Source organism: Bacillota bacterium (genome assembly GCA_013178305.1).
Taxonomy (GTDB): Bacteria; Bacillota; Sulfobacillia; order JABLXB01; family JABLXB01; genus JABLXB01.
This window is the reverse complement of sequence record JABLXB010000001.1, coordinates 415,310-434,382: the sequence shown is the minus strand read 5'-3', so window position 1 is coordinate 434,382 and position 19,073 is coordinate 415,310. Positions and strand designations below refer to the sequence as shown.

The window sequence follows — 19,073 nt, the reverse complement described above, 5'->3', positions numbered from 1 at the left end:
GCGCGCTCCACGGCCTCCTCATCCCCTTGCGCTCCACGTAATTCCGTCCCTCCGGCGCTCTCTTTTTTGGCGAACCGTGTCCAAATGCGTCGAGAGTTCCTAAACTAGCTAAATTAGCTAAATTAGCTTGATAATCGCATGATTGCGGCAATTACCAGAATGGAGCTAATTAGCTTAAGATTAGCTCAATTAGCTAAATACCAATCCGTACCTTCACGATGGGAAGTAATAGAGCGGCAGGTGCATGACGTGCTTCTCGGTGTGTCGGCTGTACACAGCAACATTAATTGCCGGGTTCGCAGGCGAGCCGGGTAATTGGGGGGGCGGAAAGGTGAGACTTGGAGTCGGTGTCAAGATCATTGCTGGATACGTGGTACTGGTTGTCGTTTTCGGTGCGGTTGGCTTGTTTGCTATCAATGGAATCAATGGCGTCCGGAAGAGCTACCAGGAGGACATGGTTAACTACGTCTTGGAGGCGCTGCTCCTGATACGTGAGCTGGATGCGCAGATCACGAAGAGGATACTGGCTGTCACGTATTATGTCGAGACCCTTGAAGAGAACCACCTCAGAGACGCGCAAGGTCACGAGAAGAACGTCTCGGACCTGCTGGCCAAGCTGGATAAGCTCATCAAGACGGAGCAAGGCAAGGCTTTCTTAAAGACGTTCAGGACCCACATTGAGGACTACGACAAGCTCGTGGCTAGCATGATCGCTAACGCGAAGGCCGGTGACGAAGCGGGTGTATCAGCAGACGTGGATAAGGGCGGCGATGTTGAGGAAAGCCTCAGCAAGGCCATGGGGGAATGGGTCAGTTTCACGTCCGACCTCTCAGATAAAATAGAGGCTGGCGCTAAGCTGACGACGGATAACGTACAGAGAATCACCCTTATAGTCACGGTTCTAGCCGCGATTCTGGGTGTTGGGCTTGGCCTGGTACTAGGACGCCTGATCTCGAGACCGCTGGGTGCACTTACAACGGCTGCGACCGCGGTTGCTGCGGGGGACTTGACGATCAGCGCACCCGCGGTGAAGACGAGGGACGAGATCGAGAAGTTGACGGTGGCGTTCGGCGGCATGCTGGACAGCCTCAAGCATCTGGTCAAGAAGACGTCGGAGTCGGCGGAGCAGGTTGCCGCGTCCAGCGAGGAACTCTCGGCGACAGCTGAAGAGGCGGCAAAGGCGATTCAGCAAGTCTCTACGTCCATACAGGATGTCACAAAGGACAGCACGTCTCAAGCCGAAGGCGCCCGGGAGACCAGCAAGGTGCTGGGCCAGCTCGGGAACGCTATAGATCAGGTAGCGGCGGGGGCTCAGACTCAATCGAAGAGCCTGTCAGAGGCGACTCGAAGTGTCGAGGGCATGGTGAAGGCGGTGGATCGCATCGGGTCCGCAGCCCAGCAGGTAGCCCTGGCGGCCGAGACTGCAAGGAGCTCGGCACAGAGCGGTAGGCAGGCAATAGAAAAAACTGTCTCTGGAATGGAGACCATCAACAAAACGAGCGACGATATCCGTGCAAACATCAACGAGCTGTCGGAGCACTCACAGCGGATCGTCGAGATTGTGCAGGTGATAAGCGACATTGCGGACCAGACCAATCTGCTCGCCCTTAATGCAGCCATAGAAGCCGCAAGGGCGGGCGAACACGGGCGCGGGTTTGCGGTGGTCGCGGACGAAGTCAGGAAGCTAGCCGAGCGTTCGAGCAAGTCAACCAAGGAAATAGCCAACTTGATTGCGGACATTCAAAAGGGTACCGAGGCTTCTGTGAAGTCGGTTGGAGTGGGCGCCGAGGCGGTGAAGGAAGGCTTCAACGTGGCGTCGGAAGCCCGGGAGGTGCTCGGCCAAATAGTGTCCGCCGTGGAGAATGCGGGCGTGGAATTCGAGCGAATCAGAGAGGCAATTACGGATATTCAGGCTGCAAGCAAACAGGCTATGACTGCTGTGGATTCAAGTGCATCGGTGGTTGAAGAAGCCACCGCGGCTACAGAGCAAATGGCGGCATCCAGTTCGCAAGTCCTCGGTTCTGCTGATTCCATCGCTAAGGCTGCCGAGCGGAATGCCTCAGCGATAGAGGAGGTCTCTTCGGCGGCCGAGGAAGTCAACGCGTCGATCGAGGAGATGGCAAGTTCAGCGCAGTCACTAGCTCAAATGGCCCAGGATCTGCGGAAACTTGTGGGCACATTCCGACTCTAATAGTAGCAGTCTGGTCCTGGTCCGGTTAGCGAGAACGGCCAGGCTCCCCAGACATTCTCACCCCCAGGGAGTCTTCCGCCTGGCGGCGGCGGAGGGCTCGCAAGCAGTGGCCCCGGAAGAGTGGGGCCGCTGCTTCTCTTATCCGGCGCTCAATCCGTAACGTGCTTGTTTTTCCCAACCTGTCACGGCTTTCCCTGGACATACTAGGATTCAGGCATGTCTGTGCGGATTTGTTGCGAACGCGGGCGCCGAGCCATGGCGTATACCAGCGTAAGCGGAAGGAGGCCGGAACGCAGTGAGCAGTGACAGTAGGGGCGGCATTCCACCCAGGAATCCCCGGACCAGTGATCCACGGACGCTCGTCGACGTCGATAACCCCGATGATGGGGAGCTATCCGGTGGCAACGGTGGGGAAGGCCCCGAGGAAGAGGAGATCCCCGAGTTCGACGTCCCCGAAATACAGCTACCGGACGACGGGGCCGATATCCTGGAGGACCACGGGTCGACGAGCCTCCGTAAAGACCGGCCGTTCCGCAGTATTTAGGGGGGTAATTGATGCCCGAACTCAGGAAAGATATTCTCACCGGCACGTGGGTGATCATCGCCACAGAAAGGGGTAAGCGCCCCCACGACTTCGCACGCCCCGCGGAAACGAAAAAGGGCGGCACGTGCCCGTTCTGCTACGGGAACGAGGGCCTCACACCTCCCGAGGTGCTGGCGTACAGGGATGGCTCGCCTCCCGACACACCTGGATGGAGCATAAGAGTTGTCCCGAACAAGTTCCCGGCGCTCTCGCCCGACCTCGCGCGCGAGGAACCGCGCTATGTGGGGCCGCACCTCGTTATGAACGCTGCCGGAGGCCACGAGGTGCTGGTCGAGTCACCCAGGCACGATTCCAGCCTCGGGACGCACGACGTGGACCAGGTCGAACTCGTGATCAGGGCGCTCAAGGACCGGATACGGGCGTACGGGCGCGGCGGCCGCGTGGAATACGTTCAGGCGTTCAAGAACTCCGGCGCTACGGCGGGGGCTTCTCTCGAACACACGCACTTCCAGTTGATAGCGTTACCCGTGACCCCCGGGGTGGTACAGGCGGAGATGCGGGGGTTGAACCGCGGTAACGGAGGCGACTGTACGCTCTGTGATGTACTGCGCTACGAGTCTGAGAACGGGGACCGCATCGTCGACGAATCGGCGGGTTTCATTGTATACTGCCCGGTTGCCTCGCGGTTTCCCTACGAGACGTGGATTGCCCCGGCGTGTCACCTGCCGCGCTTCGAAGAAACACCAGAGGACCTGTCCCGGGAGCTCGCCGCGGTGCTCAGGAACACGGTCAGGCGCCTCGAAGCCGCGTTCGATAACCCACCGTACAACCTGATCCTGCACACCGCTCCTTTCGGGGCCGCCGGGGACGGGTTCCACTGGCACATCGAGATCCTCCCCAGGCTCACGATAGCGGCCGGGTTTGAACTGGGCACCGGATACTACATAAACCCCACTCCGCCCGAGATGGCCGCTCCATTGCTGCGCGAGGTGTCTCTCGGGCTCGAGGGCCTGGTGCCGGTGTCCGGCGAAGCGGGGCCCGCGGGGTCCGCGCAAGTGAAAGGGGATGAACCGCGTGATACTCGACCGTAACCTGAAGATCATACTTGCATCGTCGGAGGTTGCCCCGTTCGCCAAGGTTGGGGGGCTGGCGGACGTGGCGGGATCGCTTCCGAAGGCACTTACCGCGCTGGGCAATGACGTGAGGGTCGTGATGCCGAGGTACAAGGCGGTTACGCCGGAGGAAACCATCATGGATTTCCCCGTGCAGGTCGGGGACAGGAAAGAAACCGCCGTCGTGAAGGCCACCGGCATAGAGGCCAAGGTCAACGGCGGCTGGAAACGGGTCCCGGTGTACCTGATCGACAACTACCAGTATTTCGACAGGGACGGGGTCTACGGTTACCCCGACGACGCCGAGCGGTTCATCTTCTTCTCCAAAGCGGTTCTCGAGATGCTGCCCAGGCTCGGATTCCAGCCAGACATCATCCACTGCAACGACTGGGAGACGGCGCCGGTCCCGCTCATGCTGAACGAGTTCTACGCGAACGACCCGTTCTTCTCCAAGGTGTGCACGGTGTTCACGATCCACAACCTCGCCTATCAGGGCAACTTCCCCATAGACGTGCTGAGACTCATGGGGGTCGGTGAGCACCTGTTCCACCCCGGTGGGGTGGAGTTCTACGGGTCTGTGAGCTTCATGAAAGCCGGCATTACATACTCCGACGTGATCAATACCGTGTCGAAGAAGTATGCGCAGGAAATTCAGACGGCCGAGTTCGGAGAACGAATGGAAGGCCTATTGCGAAAGCGCGGCGACGACCTTTACGGGATCGTGAACGGGATCAACTATCACGAGTTCAATCCCCGCACCGACCCCAGGATATACAAGAACTTCGACTCGACTATGGTGGGCGACAAGAAAGAGAACAAGTTTGCGTTGCAGAAGGAGATGAACCTGCATGTCCGCGACGTGCCGTTGATCGGGCTCGTGTCGCGGCTGGTTGACCAGAAGGGATTGGACATCGTGCTGGAGGCCATGCCCGAGATACTCGGCATGGACGTCCAGCTCATATTGCTGGGGACCGGCGACCCTCACTACGAGCGCATGTTCAAGTCGTTGTCGGAATCGAACCCGGGCAAGGTCGCCGCGTTCATCGGGTTCAACGGGATTCTCGCGCAGAGGATATACGCGGGCGCGGACATGTTCCTGATGCCATCGAGGTTCGAACCGTGCGGCCTCGGGCAGCTCATAAGCCTCCGTTACGGCACGATACCCGTGGTGAGGCACGTCGGGGGCCTGGCCGACACGATATTCGACTACGACGCCGGCACAGGCATGGGTAACGGGTTCTCGTTCAAGGAGTACTCCTCGGACGCCCTGATGAGCGCGCTCAGGCGCGCCATCTCGGCATACTCGGACAGGGAGAAGTGGCGCCGGCTCGTGCAATCGGCCATGGACCTCGACTTCTCTTGGAACCGCTCGGCGGCTGAGTACATGGACCTGTACGACAGGGCGCTAATGAAGAAAGACATCGTGGAATTAACCGCGTAGGACGGGGCAGTGGCGGGGCCCGCCTGGCAGGGTTGAGTACGGCGCAGGTCGCGGCGCCCGGGCCACGCCGCTGCGGCGGTAGCATGAGGAGGGCCATCCCACGAAAAGCGGGATGACCCTCTTGTTCCCACGGGCCCGGGACGTACTGGAGGTGATACAGCAGCCCGAGGAAAGCCATTCGTTTATATTGTAATGTGTCTCAATACTGGAACGTCTATGCTCCTCGTTCTTGCTCCTTCCAGAATGAAACCCCGATCTTCGCCAGGATCCCTGTCAGAGAGACTGCGATGGCCGAGTCGACCAGGTGGTGGAGCGCAGTCCCCGCCGCCACGACGACGCCTGCCTTCTGCAGGCTCCATCCGAACGGCAGCACGATGAAAGCTTCGAGCAACGAGTGCACGGGCAGGCAGAGCAGAAGTGCCAGCGGGAAGCGGACTCCACGGCGCACGAGCACCGCGCCTGTAGCCCCGACGAAGGCGTGCATCGCTGCCCTTGCCCCGATGACGGGCCCGAGCTTCATGGTGAAGCCGATGGCCGAAACCGCGCCGACCATCACGGCCGCCGCGGGGCTGACGAGCATCGAAAGCATCAAGGGGACGTGCGACGCAAGTGTAGCCGAGAATGGAGGGATGGAGACTCCCAGTACTCCTCCGAAAGCAAGTGGTATGACGAGCGACAGGGCGGAAAGGAGGGCTCCGGCTACGAGTTCGCGTGTCCGCATTGCTCTCACCTCGGTTCAAGTCTGGCTGCCGGCCGGCTCGCGGCAGGCTGCAGATTAATGGTACGTTGTGGGATGGTGTAATGTCAAGTGTAAAGACACCAAGCCCGCAGGAATCCGGCAACCACACGGCTAACGATGATACAGGCAGCCTGCGATAGATAATGTAGGGAGGTGGGCGGGCTGGCCCGAAAATCGTCCATCGTTCCACGCACGGTTTCCGGCAGCGCGATCACCGCGTCCGGCGCCTTAGCGGCTGGCCTTGCGGTGGTCCTGTTTATGTTCGTACTGGCCGCAGTTGTCGACGTGGCCCCGGCTTCGGCTGCACGGGAGACGCCCTTCAGGTACTTTCACGACGAGGGCGAGGCGGCCTGGGCCATGCAGTACATGGCCAGGGCCTCGGCCAAGAGGATCCTCAAGGGTTACCCGGATGGCGGATTCAGGCCCAACGCCAGCGTCACGCGCACGGAGGTCATCGTCGGAGTCATGAGGATGCTGCGCGAGACCGCCGGCGAGGGCGCGGGCGGCTCGGCCACCGCGGAACCTCCCGGCGGCGCCATTGAAGAGGCCATGGAGTTCGAGGACTCCGTCACAATACTCGAACAGTACCGCTGGGCCGCCGAGGACGTTGGCCGTGCCGCATACCTCGGTTTCGTAGACCCCGCTGACGGGCCGTTCCAGCCGGGCGTTCCCGCCGCAAGGTGGTGGATCGCGGAGGTACTGGTGAAAGCCGCCGGCCTGGACGGCGAGGCGCAGGACAGGATGGATGAGGTCCTCCCGTTCACCGATTCGCCGGAGGTGCCGGCTGGGAAAGCCGGATACGTCGCTGTCGCGAACAGCCGGGGGATCATGACGGGATACGGCCAGACGTTCGGCCCCGCGCATCCGATAACACGCGCGGAGTTCGCGACCGTGCTTGAGCGTTGCTGCGAGATGCTCGCCCCGGTCCGGGGCAGGGAGGTTCGCGGCGTGGTGACTGCCGTGGACGCGAAACAATCCATCATAACGATGAGGAAATTCGACCGCGAGTGGTGGCCGCGCACCGGCGAACTTGGCTACTGGGACCGCGGCGAGGTATTCGCCGAGTCCGTGACGATGACCCTGTCGCCGGACCTGGCCGTGTTCGTCGACGGCAAGGAAGTAGCCACCTCATCCATCAAGAAGGGCCAACTGGTGGCCGTGGTCTGGAACGACCAGGGCTTTGTCGTGCTTGTCGACGCGCGCGCGAAATCGCCCGCATCCTGGCCCGAGATGGGGCAATCGCAGAAGCAGGGCACAGTGATCGAGATCGCGCGCGATTACGGTCCGGTGCTCGTGTTCAGGGATCAGACCGGCAAGACCTGCGCCTACGCGGTGGGCTCGAGCTGTAAGGTGAACCGCAACGGGAAGACCGCCGACCTGATGTTCGTGAAGCCCCGCGACAGGGTGACCCTGAAGATAACCGACTCGACGATAACGGCGATAACCGCGGAGGAACCCGAGGAAATCGTGGAGTTCGAGATCCTGATCAAGTGGGCCTCGCTCGGGGACAAACCTCGCCTCGCAGGGGTCGACGACCGGTCCGTGCGACGGGAATACAGGATAGCGCTGAACTGCACCGTCACGCGTGACGGAAGGGCATCTAACCTCGTCGAGCTGAACGAAGGAGACATGGCGCGGGTGAGAGTGACCGGCGGGGAGATCACGGCTATTGACGTCAGGTCCCCCGAAGGGACGTCGGAGGCCGAAGGCATCGTCAGGGAAATCAAGATGGGCGCCTCGCCCGAGATCAGGATAAAGGACGCCCACGGGAACGACCTCACCTACGAGCTCTTGCCCGAGTGCATTGCCAGGAGCGGCCGTGCCCTGATCGCGCTCGAGGATCTCAAGGTAGGGGACAGGGTCATCCTCGACCTGGAGACGCCGGCATCGGGGAGCGCGTGGAACGTAAAGATGATAACCGTCCGGAACACCGACGAGGCCTCCGGGTGGGTTGAGTCGATAGAGGCCGAATGGGCGCCCGCGAGGATGAACGTCAAGCTGTTCAGCGGGACAACGCTGCGGGCCTGGGTTTCGCCCGACGCGAAGATCTGGCGCAAAGGCAAGGCGATCGAACTCGAGAAGGTAAGCGCCGGAGACCGCGTAAAGATGAGCTTGCTCGACGGCGTCATCACGAGAATCGAGGCCCAGGACGCCCGGGCGGCAATTGAGGGCGTGGTCGAAAAGGTCGAGGAACGGCGCAACAGGCTTACGGTTAAGCCGCAGGACGAGGAGGGCGTCACTATCGCCCTCGACTCGAGCACGAAGATCACGTATCTCAAACAGGCGATCACCCTGGGCGAGATCGTCGTGGGCGACCGCGTCCAGGTGAAGATGAAGGACGCCTACGCCGCGAGCGTTGACGTAGAGGACAGGGTCCCGAAGGAGATAACGGGCGAGATTACGCGGGTGTCAACCGGCACGGCGGCAAGGATATCCATCAAGCCGCCCGAAGGCGGTGGGACGTCCACCTATACCCTGGCAGCCGACGTGAAGATCGAGTACGACGGATACCCGATGACCACCGCCGACCTGATGCGGGGCGACCGGGTGACGCTCACCATACACGGTTCGAGGGTCACCCGTGTGAGCGTGGAGAGGCGGCCCCAGTCCGAGGTGCACGTGACTTACGTCTCGATGATCACCGACCTTGCTGAGGGCTATTCGCTGAGGGTCAGGAACGAGAAGGGCGCGGTCGTCACGTACAAGGTGAAAGACGGCGCGGGCGTCCGCAAGGGCACGACAGATATGGAACTCGAGGACCTGGTGGCGGGGAACCTGCTTGCTCTGAAGCTCGCTGGGAACGTAATTACGCAGATAACCGTGCTGCAGTGAGTTTGCCGAGATCGGTGCGGTCATAAATGCAGTTGCGGGATAGCGATTGTGTGACCGGCTGCGCGATGCAGCCGGCTCACTGTTCGTCCTTATTGTTCGTCGAGAAGGTAACCCTTCTCCCTCAGGGCGGTGAGGATGGCCGAGAATGCGGCAGGACCCGGCACGCGTATGGTGTGGAGGTGCACCCCGCCAGTGAGGGATGAGAGCAGTATGGCGCGCGTCCTGTCCATCCTCGAGAGGAACCTGTCGACGTCCGCCTCACTCCGTAGCATGAGCCTCCCCGAGATTTCCCCGTAGAGCGGGTGCTCCACGATGACGTCGAGTATCTCGCCGCCCTCGCGTACAATCGTAAGCAATTCCTCACGCACGTTCCCCGCGCCGTGACTGCAGGCGACGACCCTCGTTTCACCGGGGCCGAGCGCGGCCTCACGCATCACATATCCCTGCGGCGTGGCGACGATCGGCTCGCCCCGCGCGCGGAGTATTGCGATGTCCTGGACGATCACCTGGCGGGAAACCCCCAGGTTCGCCGCGAGTTCCGACCCAGTGCAAGGTTTCGCCGATTTGAGGAGCAGCGACTGGATGCCGCTCCTGCGTTCCTCCGCGTTCACGCGACCACCCCCGGTAAGGCTTCTCCAGACCATTTTACCAGTTGGACCGTATATACAAAACGGGGGCCGATCCTGTGGCAGCGGACCCCACGTTATGATATCTTTAGCAAGGGGATGGAGGTCGATCGGTCAAATGGCGTTCGCACTGGGTTCGGTTCTCGTCTGGCTGGTAATCGCGGCAGTGATTTCGGCCGCCGCGATCGCGCTCAAGGTCTTGTTCGGTATCGTCGGCATGGGGCTTCGTCTCATCTGGGTCCTCGTCGCGCTGCCGGTGATCATCCTGGCGGCCGTGCTCACGGGGCCGCTGTTGCTGGTCGGGGTCGTGATGCTCGTCGTATACCTGGTCTCCCTCATGTTCCGATGCTGCCGGCACTAAGGCTTCGCCAGGGTAGATGGATGGAACACGGGGGGAACGCAACGTTCTCCCCGCTGCAGCGCTATCTGTCCGGCACGTTCGAGAGACCTGTCTGGCTCTAGACCCCTGATTCGACGGCGTCCACCATGTCTCCCATGTCCGAGGACCTGTCCTTGCGCTCGTCGATGTAGATGTTGGTGACCACGCGGTCGGCGCCGTTATCGAACGGCACCTCGTGCATCTTCCTGACCACATCGAGGACCTGGTTGAGTTCCCCCTCGATTATTGTCGAGGTGGGGGTGAGCTGGTGTTTTAGCCCTTCATCCTGGACCAGCCTGTAGCAGGAGGCCACGTAGCTCGACATGCTCGCGCTGTCAGTCCCGATTGGAACGATCTTCACCTCTACTATTGCCACGCCCGACTCCTCCTTGATGTCGCTTTCCGATATCGCATTCACGCTCCGGTGCAGTCTATTATTGCTGCGCGCGGCCGCCATTATATGCGCTCGCTATCGGTAAACAGGAAAAATCGCAGGACGCGGTGAAAGACGGCGGGAGGAACCGCGGGGGAACGCAGGTCGGCGGGCGCCGCGGTCGAGAAGCGTCAGGACCGGACCGCAAATGACGGCCAATCGAATTGGACGAAGGTGATCGTGTGTCGCGTGTGTGGAGAGGCGTAATCGCCGAGTATGAACGTCATCTGGACATAACCGGCGCGACCCCGCGCATTACGCTGTTCGAGGGGGGGACGCCCCTTCTTCCGCTGGAGCGGATCTCGCGGATAGCCGGAAGCGGCCTGCGAGTGCTCGCCAAGTTTGAGGGGATGAACCCGACGGGGTCCTTCAAGGACAGGGGCATGGTGGTCGCGGTCGCGAAGGCACTGGAGCGCGGCGCCAGGGCAGTGATCTGCGCCTCCACGGGGAACACGTCCGCGTCGGCTGCCGCGTACGCCGCGCACTCGGGGCTCAAGTGCTATGTGCTCGTTCCCAAGGGGAACATCGCACTGGGGAAACTGGCGCAGGCGTTGATGTACGGCGCCACCGTGGTCACGGTGGAAGGGAACTTCGACCAGGCGCTGAACGCGGTCCGCGAGATCGCTCAAAGGCATCCCGTATGCCTCGTCAACTCGCTCAACCCCGACCGTATCGAGGGCCAGAAAACCGCCTCATTCGAGATATGCGATGTCATGGGCGACGCACCCGACTACCTCGTTCTGCCGGTGGGGAACGCCGGTAACATAACGGCGTACTGGAAGGGATTCAAGGAATACCATGCTGCCGGTGGGTGCTCGAAGCTCCCCATACTCGCCGGGTTCCAGGCGGAGGGAGCAGCGCCCATTGTACTCGGACACCCGGTTGAGAAGCCCGAGACCGTCGCGACGGCGATAAGGATAGGGAACCCTGCAAGCTGGCAGAGGGCAGTGGCGGCGCGGGATGAATCGGGCGGCAGGATCGATGCCGTGAGCGACGCCGAGATCCTCGACGCGCAACGCCTGCTGGCCTCCAGCGAGGGCGTATTCGCGGAACCCGCTTCATGCGCCTCGATCGCGGGCCTGCTGAAGGCCGCGGGCCGCGGGTACTTCACGCCCGGGTCGACAGTAGTGTGCATTCTCACGGGCAACGGCCTCAAGGACCCCGACGAGGCCATGCGGGGGTTGCCCGCCCCCATCGAGTGCGGCCCGCGCGTGGAAGACGTGGAGGGCGTGCTGGGGTTGTAGGTCAATCGCCATATGTGGGCAGGCTAGACCCATGGGAGACACCCGTGGGTCTTTCGTTCCACAGAGGGTTTTCTTCGAGGAGGGTGCCCTGTCGTACCCGCTCGGGCGGGAGATGTACGACCGGTTCCGGGGGATGGGCGTTGTTGTCGGGGTGATTCCGCCTCGTGGCCGTGTCCCCGGGGGGCGTGGCCTGAGCCCTGAGACGTCCTACCGCGAAGCCAAGCGGACGCTGGTGTTCGCGGTAAGGCGGTCGCTCGCGTTCCAGACGTGTAAGCCCTCAGCGCATTACCAGCTGCCGCTCGTCACGGGCTGCCCGGGTCTGTGCGAGTATTGTTACCTCCAGACGACGCTCGGCCCCAGGCCATACATGAGGGCATACGTGAACATCGACGAGATCATCGAGCGGGCGGCCAGGTACATTCGGGACCGCTTCCCTGAGACAACGGTATTCGAGGGCGCCGCCACTTCGGATCCCCTTCCGGTGGAGGATTTCACCGGCGGGCTGGCGAGGGCGATCTCCTTTTTCGGCGGGCAATCCCACGCCCTGTTCAGGTTCGTCACCAAGTTCGCGAACGTCGATGGACTTCTCCGCTTGGACCACAAGGGTCGCACTCGGTTCCGGTTCAGCGTCAACGCGGAGCCGGTCATCGAGCGGTACGAGGCCGGTACTCCGCGCCTGGATGCACGGCTCCACGCGGCGGGCCTGGTGGCGGCGGCGGGGTACCCTGTGGGATTCCTGATAGCTCCGGTCGTAGTATACGACGGCTGGGAGGATCAGTACCGGGACCTGCTCGCATCCTTGCGGGACTCCATGCCCGCCCGCGCGGCAGGTGCCCTCACGTTCGAGATCATCTCGCACCGGTTCACCCCGCGGGCGAAGTCGCTCATATCGAGGCGGCACCCGCATACGGCCCTCCCCCTCGACGAGAACGAAAGGCGCGTCAAAATGGGGCAGTTCGGGTACGTGAAGTACGTGTACCCGGATGAACTGCTTCGGCGAATCGACGACCTGTTCAGGTTGGAGATCGGGCGGTTGTTCCCCGGGGCCCGCGTGGACTACGTTATCTAGGCACGGTCCGAGTGGGCGACAGATGGGAATTGCTTGCGGAAGGAATTGGCGCTTGCTCGGACGAACCGGACTTATCGTCCCTGACGAGTGTTGGAGGTGCGTCTAATGAGTCTTCTGTCAGGCCGTGAGGTGATGGCGATATGTCGTCACTTCTCGCCGTTCAGCGAATCGGGGGAACTCAAGCCCGAGAATGAGCGGGCGACATTGCTCGCCGCCAATCTGGTCCCGCCTGTTGACGTGATTTCCCGGGGGTTCGTCATGGCGGCCGCCCAGGGCGACCAGTCGCCCATGCTCGTGCAGCTGAGTTATTCCGCCATCAATATGGCGGGGGGCAACCCCGGCTCGGTGAAGCCGCTGGCCGGCGTATCCGTATCGATCGACGATCACCTCGTGGCCGGCGCGCGGATTATCAGGAACGTGCTTGACGAGACTGCGGAGCAGTACGGCGCGCGGTTCATGGGGATCACGCTCGACCATTTCAGGGTCCCGAAGTTCGAGGAAGTCCTCGGGACTGCCGGCGCGGCGTGCATTGCCGGCAGGGGCGCTCGGGCCGCGAACGCGGGTAGCGAACTCGACATTGCGCTGGCGAGAGCCAGGATAGACGACGCCGTGCGCGCCGCGGGCGGGGTTCGCGGGGGCCCCCTGGGCCGCGCCACTGTTGAGGATTGCCTCCGGTACCTGTCAAGTGACCAATACGCAGCGTTCAGGCAGGATTTCCTGGCGGTGGTGAACGAGGTCCGGCCCGCCTGGGGGATGATCGACACCGAGACATTGCCGCCGGCGCTTACGTTCGCGGTGACGAGGGACATAAGCGACGAGCTCAGGCATGTCCTGGGAAATACTGACATGATTCTCGAGGCCGAGTACGGCGCCACGGGCCAGAGCGGTGATGAAAGCGAATACGAGCGGCTGGCCGGGACCGACCTCGATCGATATGCCCGGGATATCGCCGCGTTCGTGGAGTACAGCGGCGCCGAGGCGATCGCATACCCCGCAGGTATGGTCCACGCCTCGAAGACTCACGAGAAGCACGAACCAGACGTGGACAGGCTGATAGCCGTGCACAGGGAGGTCATGCGGAAGACCGGGAGGTACGTTCCGTATGCGCAGCACGGCGGCACCGGGGCGGCGTTCCTCCCAAGGGGCCTCGTGGGGAAGAACAACATCGCTACCAGGTTCATGGTCGTGGGGATGAACTACCTTGCGGACTACTGCGAGGCTAACGTGGATGGCATAAGGGAAGGGAGCAAGTCGGCCTGCAATCCGGGGGTCTTTGGCAGGATGAGCCTCGCCATAGCTGAGGCCGCCGTTGAGAAACTCAAGGAGTGCGGGAGCTTTGGCAGGGGACCGGAAGTGGCGCGTGCGCTCGCCGCAGCCGGCTTCGGGGAGCCGCGCCGGGCGCCGGCCTCGAAGCGCGGAGGCGCCGCGCGTTCGCGCACGGTTCCGGCCGACAGCATCGAGTAGCGCAGGCGACGCAGCCATAATGCTGGGAGGTTGAGACGATTGGACAAGAAGAGCCTTGGAGTAACACCCGCCGTGTACCCGTCGGGCGTGGTGCTGGTGACGTCGGGGACGGTGGACGGGCCGAAGAACATCATCACCCTCGCGTGGGCGGGCAACTGCGCGGCGGACCCGCCGATGGCGGTCATCGCGGTCAGGCCCACCCGCCTCTCACACAAGATGATCGTGGAGAGCGGCGAGTTCGTCATCAATATCCCGAATGCATCCCAGGTATGGGCGACCGACTACTGCGGCCAGGTTTCGGGGAGGCGGGAGGACAAGTTCGCACGCTGCGGTTTTACCGCGGCGCCGTCCGGCAAGGTGAAGTCCCCGTCTATCAAGGAATGCCCCATCAACATCGAATGCGTCGTCAGGAACACAGTCAGGGCGGGTACGCACGATGTGATACTGGGGGAGATCATCGCAGTCAACGCCGACCCCGGCGCGCTCGGTCCCGATGGGCGGATCGACACGGCTAAAGCCGGCCTGATCGCGTACGGCCACGGGTCCTACTACGAGATCGGCCAGCATATTGGCGATTACGGGTTCTCTCTAGAGCAGAAAGCGAAATAATGACAGCCTGTCCAAGATCGGACAGGGCTGGCACGAATGATCGTGCTGCAAGGGCTGAATCGGTGCATTTCCCGCTTTGGATCACTACATGTTGCGGTGTATAATTGAAAGTGCACTCAACATGTTGCGGGGAAACACTTGTTTGGCCCCTCTTATTACGGGGTGGTAGCATTGAAGTGCCCCTACTGCGGCGCGGTAGACTCCAATGTATTGGATTCGCGGCCTACCGAAGCCGGCAGCGTGATAAGGCGGAGGCGGGAATGCCCTTCCTGCCAGAAGCGTTTCACCACTTACGAGCGACACGAGGAGCAACCCCTGCTCGTCGTAAAGAAGGATGGCCGGCGGGAGACCTTCGAGAGGCGGAAGATCCTTAACGGGATGATCAAGGCCTGTGAGAAGCGCCCGATCCCACTCCCGGTGCTGGAGCAGGCGGCCGCTGATATCGAGCGGGACCTTCGCAGCTCGTTCAGGAGCGAGATACCTGCTGAGGAAATAGGCGAGCGCGTCATGCAGAAGCTCCGCGACATCGATGAGGTTGCATACGTCAGATTCGCCTCGGTATACCGCCAATTCAAGGACGTGGGCACATTCCTGGATGAACTGGAAAGGCTTCTCGAGTCCAGGAAGCCGGAGGCGGACCGGGGTTAGTCTGCTGGGGCGGTAAAAGAATCGCGATCGGCGACGGGCATGAGACGGGCGAATAGCGGAAACGCCTGCCGGCCCAAGTTGGAGGAGATCCGATGAATCAAGGCCCGGTTCTGTCGGAAAACGCATTGATTGTCTTGAAAAAACGCTACCTGGCCAAGGACGAAGACGGCAACGTGATTGAGACGCCGGAAGAAATGTTCAGGCGGGTGGCGCGCAACATTTCTCTGATGGACGCGCTATACCTGGACGATGTGTTCGATGTCGCCGGCAAGCAGACCGTCAAGCCCTCGGCGGACATGGGATCGTGCCAGTCGGGGTTCTCGAAGTACACCCCGTTCGACGCCCAGACGCTTCACCGCGCTTTCTGTCGCCTCAACCGGACCGGGCACATGAAGGTCTCCTTCTCCGAACTACTCGAAACGATATCGCGTCACGCGGCCGACCTGGACGCAGCCGAGGACGAGATGTTCGGCGCGATTGCGAGCCTCGCATTCATGTTCAACTCGCCCACGCTGATGAACGCGGGGCGGGAGCTGCAGCAGCTGTCGGCCTGCTTCGTGCTGCCCATTGATGATTCTATGGACAGCATCTTCGAGACACTGAAGAACACCGCGATAATCCACAAGTCCGGCGGCGGGACGGGGTTCAGTTTCTCCAGGCTGAGGCCGCAAAACGACGTAGTCAAGTCCACCGGCGGGGTCGCGAGCGGGCCTGTTTCGTTCATGAAAGTGTTCAACGCCGCTACCGATGCTGTAAAGCAGGGCGGGACGCGCCGCGGGGCAAACATGGGGATCCTGCGCGTCGATCACCCTGACATCGAGGGGTTCATCGTCTGCAAGCGTGAAAACGACCAGATCACCAACTTCAACATCTCAGTCGGTCTGACCGAGGCGTTCATGGAGGCCGTCGAGAAAGACGAGACTTACGAGCTGATGAACCCCAGGACGGGTCAACCTTCCGGGAGACTGAGGGCCCGCGACGTGTTTGACAAGATCGTCGAGATGGCCTGGAAAAACGGGGAGCCGGGCATCATCTTCCTCGACCGCCTCGAGAAGGACAACCCGACGCCCGCTGTCGGGCACATAGAAAGCACCAACCCATGCGTGACCGGCGATACCTGGGTCATGACTGGCGAAGGCCCGCGCCAGGTCCGCGAACTGACAGGCCGGCCCTTCGAGGCGGTCGTGAACGGGCGGCGTTACTCGACGGGAGGACAAGGCTTTTTCAAGACGGGCACAAGGCCGGTCGTTAGATTGCAGACGCAGGAGGGTTACTCAATCAGGCTGACCCCCGACCACAAGGTCTTGCGGGTGGTAGACAAAACCCGCTACCGCCTTGCGTCCGAATGGGTTTCGACCCAAGAACTAACGCCTGGCGATCATGTTCTCCTTCACGACCACCGCTCCCTGGCTGGCTGGCCGGGCGAGTTGACCGAGGCCGAAGGGTATCTCTTGGGCCTTTTGGTCGGTGACGGAGTCCTGAAGAATGACGCCGCCGTTCTCTCTGTTTGGACCAGAGAGCAGGCGGTCAACGAAGCGGAGGCGGTGGCCGGGCCGGCCGCGGTTATGGAGGCCGCGTTGACGTGCGCGCAGACGTTGCCGCACCGGTCTGACTTCCGCGGCTGGACCGCCGTCAAGGGGCGCAACGAATACCGGCTCAAGCTGGCCAGCCTGCGTGCGCTGGCCGAGCGCATGGCCATGCACCCTGGCCGTAAGACTATCACGATGGAAATCGAACGCGCTTCGTCGGAGGGCTACAGGGGCTTCCTGCGCGGACTGTTCGACTGCGACGGTTTCGTCCAGGGAAGCGAGAAAAAGGGCGCAAGCGTACGCCTGGCCCAAAGCGACCTGGGGCTCTTGCGCGCCGTCCAACGCATGCTCCTGCGTCTGGGCATTGTCAGCACCATTTACGAAGAGCGGCGTTCGGCTGGCCGGCAACTCCCGCCCGACGGCAGAGGCGGCATGCGGGAGTACCAGATAAAAGATCGGCATGAGCTCATAATAAGCGGAGTTAACTTGAGCCTGTATGCCGAGCGAGTCGGCTTTGTGGACCGCCAGAAGGCGGCCCGGCTCGAGTCTCTCCTCAGATCATACCGGCGCCGGCTCAACCGCGAGATCTTTGTAGCAACCGTGCTGGCTATAGAGCCGGATGGAGTAGAGGACGTCTACGATGTGCAAGTCCCCGGGGTCAACGCCTTCGATGGCAACGGGTTCTGTGCTCACAACTGCGGAGAGCAACCACTGCTCCCGTATGAGTCGTGCAACCTCGGCTCGGTCAACCTGGCGCGCATGGTGAAGAGCGGGGACATCGACTGGGACCTGCTCAGGAGCACTGTCTGGACTGCGGTCCATGCCCTGGACAACGTGATAGACGCCAACAAGTACCCCGTAGACATGATCGAAACCATGACCCTCGGCAACCGGAAAGTGGGCCTCGGGGTCATGGGTTTCGCGGACATGCTGATCCGCCTGAACGTCGCGTACGACTCCGAGAAGGCCACCGACCTCGCCGAATCGGTAATGAAGTTCATCCAGGACGAAGGGGTCCGCGCATCCGAGGAGTTGGCGAAGAGGCGGGGCGTGTTCCCGAACTTTGCGAAGAGCGTATACAGTCACGGGGGGCCGCGGCTCCGGAACGCCACCATCACGACCATAGCGCCAACCGGGACGATCAGCATGATCACCGGTTGCTCGAGCGGCATCGAACCGATCTACGCCCTGAGCTACGTGAGGAACGTCCTCGACAACCAGGAGTTGCCCGAGGTCAACCCGGTTTTCGAGGAGGTCATGCGGGCGAGGGGTCTCTACGACGTGGGACTCATGCGCCGCATAGCGGCCACCGGCTCCATCCAGGATTTCGATGAGATTCCCCCTGCTATCCGGCGGCTGTTTGTGACGGCGCTTGACATCACGCCCGAGTGGCACATCAAGATGCAGGCCGCGTTCCAGAAGTACACTCACAACGCCGTGTCCAAGACGGTTAATTTCCCGCACGAAGCCACTGTGGAGGAGGTCGCCAGGGTTTACATGCTGGCGTACCGCCTGGGCTGCAAGGGGGTCACGGTCTACAGGGACCGCAGCCGCGAGTCCCAGGTGCTCAACGTGGGCGGCAAGTCAAACGAGGCAGGCAGGGCAGCCGGCGATGCGAGCCAGGTCTCCGCAGTGGCCGCGCAAGGGGCGGTTGGCGCCGGCGGCGTCCCGGCGGTCAGGGTCGAGCTGACGCCGAGGCCGCGGCCCGAGGTGACGGTGGGGACAACCTCGCGGCTGAAGACCGGATGCGGTAACCTGTATGTCACGGTCAACGAGGACGAACACGGGCTGTGCGAGGTCTTCGCTACCATGGGCAAGTCCGGCGGCTGCGCGGCCTCGCAGTCTGAGGCCGTGGCGAGGCTCATCTCGCTCGCGCTGCGGTCGGGGCTCAAGGCGGAGTCCGTCATCAAGGAACTCAGGGGCATCAGGTGTCCCACTCCGGCGTGGCGGCAAGGCGGAATGGTCCTGTCCTGCCCCGACGCGATAGGTATTATCCTTGAGAGGTACCTCAGGGATAGGCAAGTCGCCGGAAGGCTCGCCTCCGACGGGCTGGGCGAGGATCAGGTGTTGGCCAGCCAGCACATCTCGGCGGGCCTCGACAGCCTGGACAACCACACGGGGGCCTGCCCCGAATGTGGCGGCCACGTCAAACATGAGAACGGCTGCATCACATGCGCGTTCTGCGGGTACTCGAAGTGCTCGTGAAGGTGCTC

At 62.0% G+C, this 19,073-nt stretch carries 15 protein-coding genes; 12 read left to right on the top strand and 3 right to left on the bottom strand.

The annotated features are described in order from the left end of the window. Positions 1–331 precede the first annotated feature (331 nt). The 4 genes from HPY55_02070 (at position 332) to glgA (ending at position 5,288) form a co-directional block, all read left to right on the top strand. Positions 332–2,191 carry a methyl-accepting chemotaxis protein gene (locus tag HPY55_02070; GenBank protein NPV69417.1) on the top strand — a complete coding sequence of 620 codons (1,860 nt, stop codon included), beginning with the start codon at positions 332–334 and terminating at the stop codon, positions 2,189–2,191. Between the two features lie 295 nt (positions 2,192–2,486). Then, the gene (locus HPY55_02065) at positions 2,487–2,735 is read left to right on the top strand and encodes a hypothetical protein (GenBank protein ID NPV69416.1); all 249 of its coding nucleotides are present in this window, start codon (positions 2,487–2,489) and stop codon (positions 2,733–2,735) included. Between the two features lie 11 nt (positions 2,736–2,746). Next, positions 2,747–3,826, top strand: coding sequence for a DUF4921 family protein (locus HPY55_02060; GenBank protein ID NPV69415.1), 1,080 nt, complete (start codon positions 2,747–2,749; stop codon positions 3,824–3,826). Then, positions 3,810–5,288, top strand: coding sequence for a glycogen synthase GlgA (glgA, locus tag HPY55_02055; GenBank protein ID NPV69414.1), 1,479 nt, complete (start codon positions 3,810–3,812; stop codon positions 5,286–5,288). Before HPY55_02060 ends, glgA begins: the two co-directional genes overlap by 17 nt. 214 nt (positions 5,289–5,502) lie before the next feature. On the opposite strand, the gene HPY55_02050 is transcribed toward glgA, so the two are convergent. Next, positions 5,503–6,009, bottom strand: coding sequence for an ECF transporter S component (locus tag HPY55_02050; protein ID NPV69413.1), 507 nt, complete (start codon positions 6,007–6,009; stop codon positions 5,503–5,505). A 276-nt stretch (positions 6,010–6,285) separates the two neighbouring features. Between HPY55_02050 and HPY55_02045 the strand changes: the two genes are divergently transcribed. Continuing rightward, a complete protein-coding gene (locus HPY55_02045; protein NPV69412.1) occupies positions 6,286–8,859 on the top strand; it encodes an S-layer homology domain-containing protein in 2,574 nt (857 codons plus the stop codon). Between the two features lie 89 nt (positions 8,860–8,948). On the opposite strand, the gene HPY55_02040 is transcribed toward HPY55_02045, so the two are convergent. After that, entirely contained in the window at positions 8,949–9,470 is a 522-nt protein-coding gene (locus HPY55_02040; GenBank protein ID NPV69411.1) for a transcription repressor NadR, read from the bottom strand. 133 nt (positions 9,471–9,603) lie between these two features. Between HPY55_02040 and HPY55_02035 the strand changes: the two genes are divergently transcribed. Then, entirely contained in the window at positions 9,604–9,846 is a 243-nt protein-coding gene (locus HPY55_02035; GenBank protein NPV69410.1) for a hypothetical protein, read from the top strand. A 97-nt stretch (positions 9,847–9,943) separates the two neighbouring features. On the opposite strand, the gene HPY55_02030 is transcribed toward HPY55_02035, so the two are convergent. Beyond that, entirely contained in the window at positions 9,944–10,240 is a 297-nt protein-coding gene (locus HPY55_02030; protein NPV69409.1) for an MTH1187 family thiamine-binding protein, read from the bottom strand. A 248-nt stretch (positions 10,241–10,488) separates the two neighbouring features. Between HPY55_02030 and HPY55_02025 the strand changes: the two genes are divergently transcribed. From HPY55_02025 to HPY55_02000, 6 genes are all read left to right on the top strand, one after another. Beyond that, on the top strand, positions 10,489–11,541 hold the full coding sequence (locus HPY55_02025) for a threonine synthase (GenBank protein ID NPV69408.1): 1,053 nt from the start codon (positions 10,489–10,491) through the stop codon (positions 11,539–11,541). A gap of 31 nt (positions 11,542–11,572) precedes the next feature. Further along, entirely contained in the window at positions 11,573–12,610 is a 1,038-nt protein-coding gene (gene splB / locus HPY55_02020) for a spore photoproduct lyase (protein ID NPV69407.1), read from the top strand. Positions 12,611–12,715: 105 nt separating this feature from the next. Further along, the gene (locus tag HPY55_02015) at positions 12,716–14,074 is read left to right on the top strand and encodes a hypothetical protein (GenBank protein NPV69406.1); all 1,359 of its coding nucleotides are present in this window, start codon (positions 12,716–12,718) and stop codon (positions 14,072–14,074) included. 39 nt (positions 14,075–14,113) lie between these two features. After that, positions 14,114–14,683 (top strand): flavin reductase family protein, encoded by a 570-nt coding sequence (locus tag HPY55_02010; GenBank protein NPV69405.1) that lies wholly within the window; start codon positions 14,114–14,116, stop codon positions 14,681–14,683. Between the two features lie 171 nt (positions 14,684–14,854). After that, positions 14,855–15,331, top strand: coding sequence for a transcriptional repressor NrdR (gene nrdR, locus HPY55_02005; protein NPV69404.1), 477 nt, complete (start codon positions 14,855–14,857; stop codon positions 15,329–15,331). 92 nt (positions 15,332–15,423) lie between these two features. Beyond that, positions 15,424–19,065 (top strand): TSCPD domain-containing protein, encoded by a 3,642-nt coding sequence (locus tag HPY55_02000; protein NPV69403.1) that lies wholly within the window; start codon positions 15,424–15,426, stop codon positions 19,063–19,065. Positions 19,066–19,073: the final 8 nt, after the last annotated feature.